Genomic DNA, 14,489 nt, shown 5'->3' with positions numbered 1-14,489 from the left:
CGCTTGCCGCCCTTTCCTTGGTCGGGAAGGGCGGCGTGAGGGGATTTATGCGTAATGCTTAATTATTTTCTAAAACGCCTGCTGGGCCTGATCCCGACGCTGCTGATCGTGGCCGTGCTGGTGTTCTTGTTTGTCCATATGCTGCCGGGCGATCCGGCGCGGTTGGCCGCGGGGCCGGAAGCAGATGAAGCCGTCGTCCAATTGGTGCGCCAGGATCTTGGGCTGGACAAGCCGTTGCCACAGCAGTTTGTGCATTTCTTTGTCAATATCTTGCAGGGCGATTTCGGCACGTCGATGGTGTCCAAACGCCCGGTCAGTGAAGAGATCGCCACGCGATTTATGCCGACCTTTTGGCTGACCATCGCCAGCATGGTGTGGGCGGTGATTTTTGGCATGGCGATCGGCGTGATTTCTGCCGTATGGCGCAACCGCTGGCCGGACCGGCTGGGGATGACGCTGGCCGTGTCTGGCATCTCTTTCCCGGCCTTTGCGTTGGGGATGCTGCTGATGCAGGTGTTCTCGGTCAATCTCGGCTGGCTGCCGACGGTGGGTGCGGATACCTGGCAGCATTATATCCTACCCTCAATCACACTTGGTGCAGCGGTAGCGGCGGTGATGGCACGCTTTACCCGCGCCTCGTTCGTTGAGGTGATGCAGGAGGATTACATGCGCACCGCCCGCGCCAAGGGCGTGCCGGAGTTACTGGTGATCGTCAAACACGGGCTACGCAACGCCATGATCCCGGTGATCACCATGATGGGCCTACAGTTCGGCTTTCTGCTCGGTGGCTCGATCGTGGTCGAGAAGGTGTTTAACTGGCCGGGACTGGGGCGCTTGCTGGTGGACTCGGTAGAAATGCGCGATTACCCGGTGATCCAGGCCGAAGTGCTGCTGTTCTCGCTGGAATTTATTCTGATTAATCTGCTGGTGGATATGCTGTATGCGGCCATCAACCCTTCGATTCGTTACCAATAGGCAGGCCGTATGATGAAGTATTGGCGGCGTAATGCCGCGCTCAAGGCAATGCCGGTGATTAACCCCAACGCGGTGCGTACGCCTTGGCATGAGTTCTGGCGGCGTTTTCGTCGCCAGCAGGTCGCGATGGTGGCCGGCGTGTTTGTGTTGCTGCTGGTGGTCGCTGCGCTGCTGGCCCCGCATCTGGTGCCTTATGATGCGGAAAACTTCTTTGATTACGATCGGCTTAATGAAGGACCTTCGCTGGTGCACTGGCTCGGGGTGGATTCACTGGGGCGGGATATTTTTAGCCGTATACTGATGGGGGCGCGGATTTCTTTGGCCGCCGGGGTATTTTCGGTGTTGGTTGGCAGTGTGATCGGTACGGTGCTCGGTTTGCTGGCGGGCTATTACGAAGGTTGGTGGGATCGCATCGTGATGCGCATCAGTGACGTGCTGTTTGCCTTCCCCGGCATCCTGCTGGCGATTGGCGTGGTAGCGATCATGGGCAGCGGCATGGCCAACGTGATTGTCGCCGTGGCTATCTTCAGCATTCCGGCGTTTGCGCGCCTGGTGCGTGGCAACACTTTGGTGCTGAAACATCAGACCTACATTGAATCAGCGCGTAGCATCGGCGCTTCGGACTGGACCATCATCCTGCGGCATATTTTGCCGGGCACAATCTCGTCGATCGTGGTTTATTTCACCATGCGTATCGGGACTTCAATCATTACCGCTGCCAGCCTGTCGTTCTTGGGATTGGGAGCGCAACCGCCGACCCCTGAATGGGGAGCGATGCTTAATGAAGCGCGGGCGGATATGGTGATTGCCCCACATGTGGCGATCTTCCCCAGTCTGGCAATCTTCTTCACCGTGCTGGCGTTTAATCTGTTAGGCGATGGGTTACGTGATGCGTTAGATCCGAAGCTGAAAGGGTAGCCCCTCTCCTCAAAAGGAGAGGGGGCAAATCAATCAGCGGAACAGATGCTCGGCATGAAAACGCAGATGATCGTCGATAAAGGTAGCGATGGTGAAGTAGCTGTGGTCGTAACCCGGCTGAATGCGCAGGGTTAACGGCCAGTCGCGCTGGCGTGCTAACTCCGCCAGCTTGGCCGGTTGCAGCTGATCTGCCAGAAACTGATCCCCATCTCCCTGATCGATCAACATCGGCAGCGGCTCCGCCCCGCTGGCCAGCAAATGACAACTGTCATATTGCAGCCACTGCGTTTCGTCATCCCCCAGATAGGCCGCAAAGGCTTTACGGCCCCAAGGCACCTGGCAAGGGTTGACGATCGGTGCAAAGGCCGACGCCGAACGAAAACGCTGTGGGTTACGCAACGCCATCATTAACGCACCGTGGCCGCCCATCGAATGGCCCGCAATGGATTGCTGATCGCTGACGCTGAAATGCTGCTTAATCAGCGCCGGCAGCTCATCGCTGATGTAGTCATACATGCGAAAGTGTTGATCCCAAGGAGCCTGAGTGGCGTTGAGGTAGAACCCCGCCCCCTGGCCCAGATCGTAACCTTCATCATTCGGCACTTCATCACCGCGCGGGCTGGTATCTGCCATCACCAGCACCAGCCCCAGTTCGGCGGCAACGCGTTGGGCACCGGCCTTCAACGTGAAGTTTTCATCATTGCAGGTCAGCCCGGAGAGCCAGTACAGCACCGACGGCGGGTTATCATCGCGTGGTGGCGGCAGATAGATACTGAACGTCATGTTGCAATTCAGGCTCTGCGCCGCGTGGCGGTAACGTTGTTGCCAACCACCGAACATGCGGTGCTCTTCGAGAAGTTCTAATGACATCGTCATCCTCTGCCTCCTGGCTTATTTATCGAAATGGATCACGGAACGGATTGATTTGCCTTCATGCATCAGATCGAACGCCTCGTTGATCTGTTCTAGCCCCATGGTATGAGTAATAAAGTCGTTCAGCGCAAACTCGCCGTCCAGATAACGCTGCACGATCCCCGGCAGTTGGCTGCGGCCTTTCACGCCACCAAAGGCGGAACCGCGCCAGACGCGGCCGGTCACCAGTTGGAACGGGCGGGTCGCGATTTCTTCGCCAGCACCGGCAACGCCGATAATGACCGACTCACCCCAGCCCTTATGGCAGCACTCCAGCGCTGAACGCATCACGTTGACGTTGCCGATACATTCAAAGGAGAAGTCGACGCCGCCGTCGGTCAGCTCAACGATCACGTCCTGGATGGGTTTATCGTAATCTTTTGGATTGATCAGGTCGGTCGCGCCCAGCTTGCGAGCCAGCTCGAACTTGCTGGTGTTGAGATCGATGCCGATAATGCGGCTGGCACCGGCCATCTGAGCGCCGATAATCGCCGACAACCCGATGCCGCCCAGGCCGAAAATAGCTACGGTATCGCCAGCCTTGACCTTGGCGGTGTTGATCACCGCACCCATGCCGGTGGTGACGCCACAGCCAAGCAGACAAACTTCTTCCAACGGCGCTTCTTTGCTAATTTTTGCCAGTGAGATTTCTGGTACTACGGTGCGTTCAGCAAAAGTAGAGGTGCCCATATAGTGGAAAATCGGCTTGCCGTCTTTAAAGAAGCGGGTGGTGCCGTCTGGCATCAGGCCCTTGCCCTGGGTAGAGCGGATGGCCTGACACAGGTTGGTTTTGCCGGATTTACAGAATTTGCACTCGCCGCATTCTGGGGTGTACAGCGGGATCACGTGGTCGCCGACGGCAACGCTGGTCACGCCTTCGCCGATCGCTTCGACTATGCCGCCGCCTTCGTGGCCCAGGATCGCCGGGAACACGCCTTCCGGATCTTTGCCTGACAGGGTATAGGCATCGGTATGGCAAACGCCGGTGGCGACGATGCGCACCAGCACTTCACCTTTCTGTGGCGGCATCAGATCGACTTCTTCAATCTTCAGCGGCTGGTTCGGTCCCCAAGCCACGGCAGCACGGGTTTTGATAAATTCCATCATGTTCTCCTAATCGTTACTTTTAGGGGGTCGAACATGTTCGACCCGAATTAATTCATTGATATCTGAATGGGCAGCACTTGCGGCTAGACGGGCGCAGCGTGCGGCGCCCCTACTCTGTCAGGAGGATGGACTCGGCATCTACCTCTGAACTTTCAGCCTGTTCTATAATCAGTTGTTTTAACGTGCGGACGTTTGGCCCAAACGCATCACGCCGCCATAACAGCCAGGTAGCCGTTTCGGCAATGTCGGCAGGGAGTGAATGAACTTTGACCCGTTTGTAGCCGGGCAGCAGGTTGAGCACCGAATACGGGATCATCGCCAACCCGGCACCGCTGGCCACGCAGGCCAGCATGGAGTGATAAGACTGGATCTCCATGATAGTACCTGGCAATGAACCGTCACGCTTGAACCAGGACTCCAGGCGCAGGCGATAAGAGCAACTGGCGCGGAAGGCAAACAGGGTTTCCCCTTTGACATCCAAGGCGCTGTGGATAGGCGGATGATCCAGGCAGGTGATCACCACCATGCGTTCGGGGAAAGCGACACAGCCGTTCAGTTCATCATGCTGCAACGGGCCATCGACCAGTGCAGCGGCCAGGGTTCCTGCGCGTACACGCTCAATGATTTCCCCGGAGGTGCCAGTCGCCAGCGAAAGGGAAACCTGCGGGAATCGCTGATGGTAAGCGGCCAGCAAGGTAGGTAGCCGGGTGGCGGCGGTGCTTTCCATCGAGCCAAGCGCAAAGTTACCGGCCGGTTCCCCGGTATGGGTGATGCTCATGGCTTCTTCACTCAGCGCCAGAATGCGGTGGGCGTAGCAGAGAAAATTATGGCCCATCGGCGAGAGGCGCAGGCGCTGCTTTTCACGGATAAACAGATCGGTGCCCAGTTCCTGCTCGAGCTGACGCAGGCGCGTGGTCAAGTTTGACGGCACACGGTGCAATTGCTCGGCGGCACGGGCGACGGAGCCGGTTTCGGCCACGCAACAGAACATGCGCAGTTGGGTGAGATCCATAACTTTCTCTTTTCGTGATGAACTTGATGAGTATTATTCAGTTTTTGTGAGTGTAATACTGCGGCATGCTAGCCGCAACTTTCTTTTAACAGGTTGGATACAGCGATGGCGCTAAAAATAGCCTTGAGTGGTTTTATTGCTTTGATCGTGGCGATGGGGATTGGCCGGTTTGCCTTTACTCCGCAGGTGCCGTTGATGATTGCTGAGCACCAGTTCACCCTGACCGGGGCCGGGCTGGTGGCGGCGTTGAACTACCTGGGCTACCTGTGCGGTGCCTATGATGCGATGCGTGCCAGCCGCCATGTGGAGCGCCGCCTGTGGCTTGGCGTGTGGGGAGCGGTAGCGCTGACGCTGGTCTCTGCCTTGGTGTCGGGGGAGTGGCTGCACGGTGCAGTGCGCTTTGCGATTGGCTGGGCCAGCGGTTGGTCGATGGTGCTGGTGGCGGCCTGGACTAACGAGCGGTTGGCGCATTATGGCCGTCCCGCGTTGAGTGCTGCGGTCTTTGCCGGGCCTGGGGCCGGGATTTTTATCAGCGGCATGCTGGCGGTAGCGATCAACAGTTGGGGCTTGAGCGCTTCGCAGGCCTGGCTGGTGTATGGCGCATTGGCGTTGGTGTTAATTGCCGCGATCAGCATTAATTTGCCAAGGGTAGGGGAACTGCATCGTCCCGATGTGAAGCCTGAGCCGCTGGTGCTCACCCCGGCATTAAAGCGCCTGGTGTGGAGTTATAGCCTCGCGGGTTTTGGCTATATCCTGCCTGCGACCTTTCTGTCACAGATGGCGGCGGCCCGTTTCCCTGACAGCCTGTTTGCCCAGTTTGTCTGGCCGATTTTTGGCGGTGCGGCGGTGTTGGGGATTATCATCGGTATAGCAACCCGCCATCGGCTCACTACCCAGACCCGTTTGGCAATCACTCTGTGGGTACAGGCACTGGGCGTACTTTGTGCCGAAGTGGTGCCGGGCGTTACCGGTCTGGCATTAGGGGCCATGCTAACCGGCGGTGGGTTCCTCAGCGTGGTACAGCTATCTATCCAGCACGGTAGGGAGTTGGCTCCGAATCACGCACGTTATATGGCGGGACTGTTGACCACGGGTTATGCCATAGGCCAGTTGGTTGGCCCGATGCTTTCGGCGGTTTCAACGGCGCTGACGCATCGCTTGGAGCCAGCGTTGTATGTGGCGGTGCTGGGGCTGCTGATCGCCGGTGTGCTGGTGATCAATACCACGGCGCGGGCTACGGCCAGCAAGCCAACGTTATCTTGAGTAAAATACGCACAAAAAATGTGGAATAGCCGGAGCCAGCCTGCTACGGGCTGGATGCGGATTTTTCATACCAGGATGAAACACAATCACTGGATAAACGTCTCACTCTCATCTAGAGTGGGTGAAAATATTGATCGGGTTCACGTTATAAACGGTGAACCTGGCTGCTATATAGCCCATAAATTTCGAGTCGCAGCTTGGAAGAACAGGGTAAATAAGAATGAGAAACCGCCAATCTGCTATTTATCGGCATAGCATGCATTGGGGCTGCCTGCTGGAGACACATCGCCATGACATCGTTAAGTAATGAAGCTGCACTGGTGCACGCGGCGCTTGAAGCGCGCGGCCTGGAAACCCCGTTATGTGGGGAAGTGTTGGATCGCGAGACGCGCAAGCGCCGTATCAAAGAGCACATGACGGAAATCATGCAGCTGTTGAACCTCGATCTGTCCGACGACAGCCTGGCAGAAACGCCACACCGTATTGCGAAAATGTATGTCGATGAGATCTTCTCCGGCCTGGATTACGCCAACTTCCCGAAGATCACCGTCATCGAAAACAAGATGAAAGTGGACGAAATGGTGACGGTGCGTGATATCACCTTGACCAGCACCTGCGAACATCACTTTGTCACCATCGATGGTAAAGCCACCGTGGCGTATATTCCTAAAGACTCGGTGATAGGCCTGTCGAAAATCAACCGCATCGTGCAGTTCTTTGCTCGCCGCCCACAGGTACAGGAGCGGCTGACTCAGCAGATCCTGGTGGCGTTGCAAACGCTGTTAGGCACCAACAACGTGGCGGTATCGATCGATGCGGTGCATTACTGCGTCAAGGCTCGTGGCATTCGTGACGCTACCAGCGCCACTACCACCACATCGCTAGGCGGACTGTTCAAATCCAGCCAGAATACGCGCCAGGAATTCCTGCGTGCGGTGCGTCACCATCACGGTTGATAGCTGCAGGGGGCTTGAACCACTGCGGGACAAAATGAACGCTAATCCAACTACATCGCTACCCCGCATTGCTACGCTGGACTGCGTACGCGGTATCGCCATCCTTGGCATTCTGTTGCTCAATATCAGCGCATTTGGCTTGCCGAAAGCCGCCTACCTTAACCCTGCCTATCTGGGTATGCCCTCCACACGTGATGTCTGGACCTGGGCACTGTTGGATCTGTTCGCTCAGGTCAAGTTCCTGGCCATGTTCGCGCTGCTGTTTGGGGCCGGGCTGCAACTGCTGCTACGGCGGGGCAAAGTCTGGATCCGCGCCCGGTTATCCTGGTTGGTCCTGTTTGGCCTGGGGCACGCCATTTTCTTGTGGGATGGGGATATTCTGCTGGCCTACGGGCTGATCGGCCTGGTGTGCTGGCGCATGATCCGTGACGCACAGAATACCTTCACCCTGTTAAAAACCGGTGCGGTGCTGTATTTGATCGGCGTGGCGGTATTGCTGCTGCTAGGGTTTATCTCTCACGGTGAGCCGGGCAGCTTCTGGCAGCCGAGCGTGGCCGAATTGCAGTATGAGAAGTTCTGGAAGTTGCAAGGCGGGCCAGAAGCCTGGCGCAGCCGCCTGGATCTGCTCTCTTCCAGCCTGATAGCCATAGGTGCGCAGTATGGCTGGCAACTGGCCGGGCTGATGCTGTTTGGTGCAGGCATGATGCGCAGCGGTTGGCTGCGTAACAGTTACTCACCCGCTTATTACCGCCGGCAGGTTGCTTGGTTGATACCGCTTTCATTGCTGATCCAGTTGCCCGGTGTGCTGCTACAGTGGCAGTTGAATTGGGATTATCGCTGGAGCGGTTTTCTGCTGCAGGTGCCGCGTGAGTTGGGTTCGCCGTTGCAGGCTATTGGTTATCTGGCTCTGGTCTACGGTTTTTGGCCAACGCTTTCCCGCCTGCGTATCAGCCACTGGTTAACCCAGGTTGGGCGGATGGCGCTAAGCAATTACCTGCTACAAACCCTGATCTGCACCACGTTGTTCTACCGTTTTGGCCTCTATCAACAGCTCGACCGTTTGCAGCTATTGGCGGTCATTCCCCTGGTGTGGCTGGTTAACCTGCTGTTTTCCACGCTGTGGCTGACCTACTTCGCACAAGGCCCTATGGAATGGCTGTGGCGCAAACTGACTTCCCTTGCAGCGGGGGAAAGTGTACGTCAGCCGACAAAATAAGATCTGGAGCAGGTAGGTTAAAAAATTGTATGTAAACGTTTTCTTTCCTGTGACGGAATTCACGCTGAGGAGGATGACAAACGGGGTAGGATAGCCCCACTGTCAACTCTGTCGACCTCAGGACGTTTCATGAATTCTGTGCATTCAACCACCATTCGCGATGTGGCGAAGCGTGCGGGTGTGTCCGTCGCCACTGTCTCGCGAGTGCTGAACAACAGTGCCCTGACCAGCAAAGAGACCCGCGAACAGGTGCTGAAGGCGGTGGCGGAACTGGGTTATCGGCCAAACGCCAACGCTCAGGCATTGGCTACTCAGAGCAGTGATACGCTTGGCGTGGTGGTGATGGATGTCTCCGACCCGTTCTTCGGCGCGTTAGTGAAAGCGGTAGATACGGTGGCGCAGCAAAACCACAAATACCTGCTGATCGGCAACAGTTACCATCAGGCAGACAAAGAGCGTCATGCGATCGAGGTATTGATCCGTCAACGCTGCAATGCCTTGATTGTTCATGCAAAAGCATTATGCGATGCGGAACTGATCGCCTTCATGGATCAGGTGCCGGGCATGGTATTAATTAACAGAATTGTAACAGGCTATGAGCACCGCTGCGTTGGCCTGAACAACGTGTTTGGCGCAGAAGTTGCCATGCGTTTGTTGCTCTCGCAAGGGCATCAGCGGATCGGTTATCTGGGCTCCGATCACCTCATCGAAGATGGCCCGCTGCGTCAGAAAGGCTATAGCCAGGCGATGGCTGTGGCAGGCTTTTCCCCGCCGGAGAGCTGGCGGGCCTACGGTTCACCGGACCTGCAAGGCGGTGAAGCGGCGATGGTTGAACTACTGGGCCGCAACCTGCATCTGAGCGCCGTGTTTGCCTATAACGACGCCATGGCAGCCGGTGCGATGGCGGTGCTGAAAGAAAACGGTATCACGGTGCCGCAGCACTTCTCGCTGGTGGGGTTTGATGATATCCCCATTGCCCGCTATACCAGCCCCAAGCTGACCACCATCCGTTACCCGATTGTTTCAATGGCCACCCTGGCTACCGAGCTGGCGCTGAAGGGCGCTGCCGGGCAGCTCGAGCCTCAGGCTTCACATCTGTTCATGCCGACGCTGGTGCGTCGCCACTCCGTTGCGCCGTGGCAAAGTGAGGCTTCGGTCACTCTCTGAACATTTATTGGTGTGTAACCGTTTTCAATCTGTGAGAAAATTCACAGATTATTAACATGGTGCCGTCTATGCTCTAGTCGTTTTCCAGCGCAAAGGCTCTTGCCAGCCAAGCTTTTAATCTGGCGCTGACACAGCATCACAGGAATAACAAGCAACACGGATGACAGGAATTCATTTGAAACTGCCAGGCCCAACTGTGTGCATTGTGGCTAAAGGCTTAATACCGAGTACGACCCTCTACAAACCGGAGACAGACAATGAATAAGAAGGTTTTCACCCTGGCCGCGCTGGCCACAAGCATGATGTTTGGCGCTGCTGCGCATGCAGATACCCGTATTGGCGTCACGATTTACAAATATGACGACAACTTTATGTCGGTGGTGCGTAAGGCGATCGAGAAAGATGCCAAGGCTTCTCCGGATGTTACGCTGCTGATGAATGACTCACAGAATGACCAGTCCAAGCAGAATGACCAGATCGACGTACTGATTGCCAAAGGCGTAAAAGCGCTGGCGATCAACCTGGTGGATCCGGCCGCCGCTCCGGTGGTGATTGACAAAGCGCGTGCCAATGATATCCCGGTGGTGTTCTACAACAAAGAACCTTCTCGCAAGGCGTTGGATAGCTACGACAAAGCCTATTACGTCGGTACCGACTCTAAAGAGTCTGGCGTGATCCAGGGTGAACTGATTGCCAAACACTGGAAAGCCAACCCAGCCTGGGATCTGAACAAAGACGGCCAGATCCAATATGTGCTGTTGAAAGGCGAGCCGGGCCACCCGGATGCAGAAGCGCGTACCACCTACGTGATCAAAACGCTGAACGAAAAAGGCGACAAGACTCAGCAACTGCAGATGGACACCGCGATGTGGGATACCGCTCAGGCTAAAGACAAGATGGACGCCTGGCTGTCTGGCCCTAACGCCAACAAAATCGAAGTGGTCATCGCCAACAACGACGCCATGGCCATGGGGGCGGTTGAAGCCCTGAAAGCTCACAACAAGAGCAGCATTCCGGTATTTGGTGTCGATGCCCTGCCAGAAGCACTGGCGTTGGTGAAATCCGGGGCGATGGCCGGTACCGTGCTGAACGATGCCGACAATCAGGCGAAGGCGACCTTCGATCTGGCGAAGAACCTGGCCGCGGGCAAACCTGCCGCTGACGGCACCCAATGGAAGATCGTCGATAAAATCGTGCGTATTCCTTACGTGGGCGTAGATAAAGATAACCTGTCTCAGTTTGTGAAATAAATCGAGATAGATGGAGATGCCCCCACTGTTTTCTCTGTGGGGGAACTTATTAGAAGAACCCGTTAATTCTCCACTGCTGTAAGCCAGCTTGGGAGAGTGCTGGTTCCAGAATTAGCCAGGACTATTTATGGCCGAAAACTCTCGTGAGTGGCTACTGGAAATGACGGATATCAGTAAGTCGTTTCCCGGCGTAAAGGCATTAGACAATGTGAATTTACGCGTACGTCCAAACTCCATTCATGCATTAATGGGGGAGAACGGCGCCGGAAAATCCACCTTATTAAAGTGTCTGTTTGGCATTTATAAAAAAGACTCCGGCAGTATTCTGTTTCAGGGGCAGGAGGTCGATTACAAGAGTTCCAAAGAAGCGCTGGAGCAGGGCGTTTCGATGGTTCATCAAGAACTGAACCTGGTGTTGCAACGTACCGTGATGGACAACATGTGGTTGGGGCGCTACCCCACCAAAGGGCTGTTTGTCGATCAGGACAAGATGTACAAAGATACCAAGGAAATTTTCGACGAACTGGATATCGATATCGATCCCCGCGCCAAAGTTGGCACGCTTTCGGTATCCCAGATGCAGATGATCGAAATTGCCAAGGCATTCTCCTATAACGCCAAAATTGTGATTATGGATGAGCCAACGTCTTCTCTGACCGAGAAGGAGGTTAATCATCTGTTCACCATTATCCGTAAGCTGAAAGAGCGCGGTTGCGGCATCGTGTATATCTCGCACAAAATGGAAGAGATCTTCCAGCTTTGCGATGAGATTACCATTCTGCGCGACGGCCAATGGATTGCCACCCAGCCGCTGGAAGGGCTGGATATGGACAAGATTATCTCGATGATGGTTGGGCGTTCGCTGAGCCAGCGTTTCCCCGATCGTCAGAATACCCCGGGTGAGGTGATTTTAGAGGTGAAAGGCCTGACCTCTTTGCGCCAGCCTTCGATCCGCGATATCTCTTTCGATCTGCATCAGGGGGAGATCCTGGGCATTGCCGGGCTGGTGGGTGCCAAGCGCACCGACATTGTGGAAACCCTGTTTGGCATCCGCGAGAAGGTGGCCGGAACCATCAAGCTGCACGGTAAAAATATCAATAACAACAGTGCTAACGAAGCCATCAACCACGGTTTTGCCCTGGTGACGGAGGAGCGTCGTTCCACCGGTATTTATGCCTATCTGGATATTGGCTTTAACTCGCTGATCTCCAATATCCGTCAATACAAAAACAAAATGGGCCTGCTGGATAACAGCCGGATGAAAAGCGACACCCAATGGGTGATCGATGCCATGCGGGTGAAAACGCCGGGCCACCATACCAATATCGGTTCGCTTTCCGGCGGTAATCAGCAAAAGGTGATCATTGGCCGCTGGCTACTGACACAGCCGGAAATCCTGATGATGGATGAGCCAACGCGGGGTATCGACGTGGGGGCAAAGTTTGAAATTTACCAGTTAATGACCGAGTTGGCGAAGAAGGGCAAGGGGATCATTATAATCTCTTCCGAAATGCCGGAGCTTTTGGGAATTACCGACAGAATATTGGTGATGAGTAATGGTCAGGTTGCGGGCATTGTGAATACCAAACAGACCTCGCAAAATGAAATATTGCGGCTAGCCTCCTTGCATCTTTAAGGATCGTAATTATGAATGCACTGAATAAAAAAACCTTGTTCACCTATTTTAAAGAGGGTGGCATTTATCTGGTCCTGTTGGTGTTACTGGCAATTATTATTATCCAGGACCCGACCTTTTTAAGCCTGATGAACCTGAGCAATATCCTGACCCAATCCTCGGTGCGTATTATCATTGCGCTGGGCGTGGCCGGGCTGATCGTTACGCAGGGGACAGACCTTTCTGCCGGGCGTCAGGTAGGGTTGGCTGCGGTAATTGCCGCGACCCTGCTGCAATCGATGGATAACGTCAACAAAGTGTTCCCGCAGATGGAAACCTGGTCGATCCCGTTGGTGATCTTGCTGGTTTGCGCCGTGGGAGCGGTGATTGGCCTGATCAATGGCTTGATTATCGCCTACCTCAACGTGACGCCGTTTATCACCACGTTGGGCACCATGATCATCGTTTATGGGATTAACTCCCTGTATTACGATTACGTGGGAGCTTCACCGGTTGCCGGCTTCGATCCTAAATTCTCCAGCTTCGCACAGGGGTTCTTGCGATTCGGCGACTTCAAGCTGTCGTACATTACCTTCTATGCGATTATTGCGATTATCTTTGTCTGGGTGTTGTGGAATAAAACCCGCTTCGGCAAAAATATCTTTGCCATCGGTGGTAACCCGGAAGCGGCGAAAGTCTCTGGCGTCAACGTTCCGCTGAACCTGATCATGATCTATGCGCTGTCTGGGGTATTCTATGCCTTTGGCGGTTTACTGGAAGCGGGCCGTATCGGTAGCGCCACCAACAACCTCGGTTTTATGTATGAACTGGATGCTATCGCGGCCTGTGTGGTCGGTGGAGTGTCGTTCGCCGGTGGGGTAGGTACGGTGCTGGGCGTGGTGACCGGGGTGATCATCTTTACCGTCATCAACTACGGCCTGACCTATATCGGCGTGAACCCTTACTGGCAGTATATCATCAAGGGTAGCATTATCATCTTCGCGGTAGCGCTGGACTCCCTGAAGTACGCCAAGAAAAAATAAGTCTGTTTTGTGCTTTACGATAACGGCCAGCATTTGCTGGCCGTTTTGCTTTTGCCATGTAACATGGCAGAGATGTTATTCCAGTTGTCGCTGTTGCCTCTCTCCCTTTGGGAGAGAGGCAATCGCTTAAGCTTGAGGTGAAACTCAGCTCTTCTTCTGCTGCTGGGCCTTAAGCTTTTCTGCCGCCAGCTTGTGCTCCAGCTCTACCAACTGCTCCGGCGACACCGCCGGATAACCCGGTGCATCTTCCGGCACCTTGTGCATTGCAGATATCGGGATTAATGGGCCAAGGAAGCGGGGCTCACGCTTGAGGATATACAGATCGGTCAAGGCACCCAGGCGGGCAAAGATCTCACGCACGCGCACCGTCATCATATTTTTTGGCGAAGGTACCGCATAGCATTGCGCCTGGATGCCCATATGCAGGGCGATAAACAGGGCGCGCTCGCAGTGGAAACGCTGGGTGATGATGATGAAGTCGTTGGTATCGAACACCTTGCGCGTACGGACGATGGAGTCGAGGGTACGGAAACCTGCGTAGTCGAGCACGATATCGCTAGGCGCAACGCCAGCGGCCAGCAGATCGCGGCGCATGGTCATCGGTTCGTTGTAGCTTTGCTGGGCATTATCGCCGCTCAGCAGCAGGTACTTCACCTTGCCGCTGTTATAGGCGTTGATCGCTCCTTGAATACGGTAGCGGTAATATTGGTTAAGCACTCCGGTACGGTAATATTTGGAAGTGCCAAGCACCACCCCCACCTGACGGTGTGGTAGCGTTTGCATTTCTTCGTAAATGTAAGGCGCGGTTTTCCAGCTTATCCAGCGATCGAGCGCGATAGCCGACAGCATCAGCACCGAAATGATGATGAACAGGCTAATTATCAGGCGTTTCCACATGTTGATGCCTTGCGCGAACGAGGGCTAAAGTAAGACTCAAGGCTACTTTACCTGCCCGGCAGACGCAAGCAATGAGCCGTTTACCGCAGCGGTTACGCTGCATTTTTCAGCATATTCTTGTCTAGGCGTGAGAACCGGGCCTGATTAACAGGCCCGGT

13 protein-coding genes are annotated in these 14,489 nt (G+C 55.1%); 9 read left to right on the top strand and 4 right to left on the bottom strand.

The window, feature by feature from the left end; genetic code table 11:
- Positions 1-54 precede the first annotated feature (54 nt).
- Together gsiC and gsiD are read left to right on the top strand one after the other, a co-directional pair.
- Positions 55-975 (top strand): glutathione ABC transporter permease GsiC, encoded by a 921-nt coding sequence (gsiC, locus tag KAJ71_RS20980; protein WP_248947465.1) that lies wholly within the window; start codon positions 55-57, stop codon positions 973-975.
- 12 nt (positions 976-987) lie between these two features.
- Positions 988-1,893 carry a glutathione ABC transporter permease GsiD gene (gene gsiD / locus KAJ71_RS20975; protein ID WP_248947479.1) on the top strand — a complete coding sequence of 302 codons (906 nt, stop codon included), beginning with the start codon at positions 988-990 and terminating at the stop codon, positions 1,891-1,893.
- 33 nt (positions 1,894-1,926) lie between these two features.
- On the opposite strand, the gene fghA is transcribed toward gsiD, so the two are convergent.
- From fghA to ptrR, 3 genes are all read right to left on the bottom strand, one after another.
- Positions 1,927-2,769 carry an S-formylglutathione hydrolase gene (gene fghA / locus KAJ71_RS20970; protein ID WP_248947464.1) on the bottom strand — a complete coding sequence of 281 codons (843 nt, stop codon included), beginning with the start codon at positions 2,767-2,769 and terminating at the stop codon, positions 1,927-1,929.
- Between the two features lie 15 nt (positions 2,770-2,784).
- A complete protein-coding gene (locus KAJ71_RS20965; protein WP_248947478.1) occupies positions 2,785-3,909 on the bottom strand; it encodes an S-(hydroxymethyl)glutathione dehydrogenase/class III alcohol dehydrogenase in 1,125 nt (374 codons plus the stop codon).
- 112 nt (positions 3,910-4,021) lie between these two features.
- Positions 4,022-4,924: a putrescine utilization regulator PtrR gene (gene ptrR / locus KAJ71_RS20960; RefSeq protein WP_248947463.1), complete on the bottom strand. Its 903-nt coding sequence runs from the start codon at positions 4,922-4,924 to the stop codon at positions 4,022-4,024.
- Positions 4,925-5,029: 105 nt separating this feature from the next.
- On the opposite strand from ptrR, the gene KAJ71_RS20955 reads away from it, so the two are divergent.
- The 7 genes from KAJ71_RS20955 to mglC all read left to right on the top strand — a co-directional run bounded on the left by KAJ71_RS20955 (position 5,030) and on the right by mglC (position 13,434).
- Entirely contained in the window at positions 5,030-6,187 is a 1,158-nt protein-coding gene (locus KAJ71_RS20955) for a YbfB/YjiJ family MFS transporter (RefSeq protein ID WP_248947462.1), read from the top strand.
- A gap of 290 nt (positions 6,188-6,477) precedes the next feature.
- A complete protein-coding gene (gene folE, locus KAJ71_RS20950; RefSeq protein WP_021180574.1) occupies positions 6,478-7,143 on the top strand; it encodes a GTP cyclohydrolase I FolE in 666 nt (221 codons plus the stop codon).
- Positions 7,144-7,177: 34 nt separating this feature from the next.
- Complete coding sequence (yeiB, locus tag KAJ71_RS20945; RefSeq protein ID WP_248947461.1) at positions 7,178-8,359, top strand: DUF418 domain-containing protein YeiB; 1,182 nt, start codon at positions 7,178-7,180, stop codon at positions 8,357-8,359.
- A 129-nt stretch (positions 8,360-8,488) separates the two neighbouring features.
- Positions 8,489-9,526 (top strand): HTH-type transcriptional regulator GalS, encoded by a 1,038-nt coding sequence (gene galS / locus KAJ71_RS20940; protein ID WP_248947460.1) that lies wholly within the window; start codon positions 8,489-8,491, stop codon positions 9,524-9,526.
- 257 nt (positions 9,527-9,783) lie between these two features.
- Positions 9,784-10,776 carry a galactose/glucose ABC transporter substrate-binding protein MglB gene (gene mglB, locus KAJ71_RS20935; RefSeq protein WP_248947459.1) on the top strand — a complete coding sequence of 331 codons (993 nt, stop codon included), beginning with the start codon at positions 9,784-9,786 and terminating at the stop codon, positions 10,774-10,776.
- A 127-nt stretch (positions 10,777-10,903) separates the two neighbouring features.
- Positions 10,904-12,412 (top strand): galactose/methyl galactoside ABC transporter ATP-binding protein MglA, encoded by a 1,509-nt coding sequence (gene mglA / locus KAJ71_RS20930; protein WP_248947458.1) that lies wholly within the window; start codon positions 10,904-10,906, stop codon positions 12,410-12,412.
- An 11-nt stretch (positions 12,413-12,423) separates the two neighbouring features.
- The gene (mglC, locus tag KAJ71_RS20925) at positions 12,424-13,434 is read left to right on the top strand and encodes a galactose/methyl galactoside ABC transporter permease MglC (protein WP_248947457.1); all 1,011 of its coding nucleotides are present in this window, start codon (positions 12,424-12,426) and stop codon (positions 13,432-13,434) included.
- Between the two features lie 144 nt (positions 13,435-13,578).
- Here the strand turns inward: mglC and sanA are convergent, their stop codons facing one another.
- The gene (sanA, locus tag KAJ71_RS20920; RefSeq protein WP_074028798.1) at positions 13,579-14,331 is read right to left on the bottom strand and encodes an outer membrane permeability protein SanA; all 753 of its coding nucleotides are present in this window, start codon (positions 14,329-14,331) and stop codon (positions 13,579-13,581) included.
- Positions 14,332-14,489 lie beyond the last annotated feature (158 nt).

The organism is Serratia silvae, assembly GCF_023282985.1.
Taxonomy (GTDB): Bacteria; Pseudomonadota; Gammaproteobacteria; order Enterobacterales; family Enterobacteriaceae; genus Chania; species Chania silvae.
This window is presented reverse-complemented; position numbering and strand designations above follow the sequence as displayed.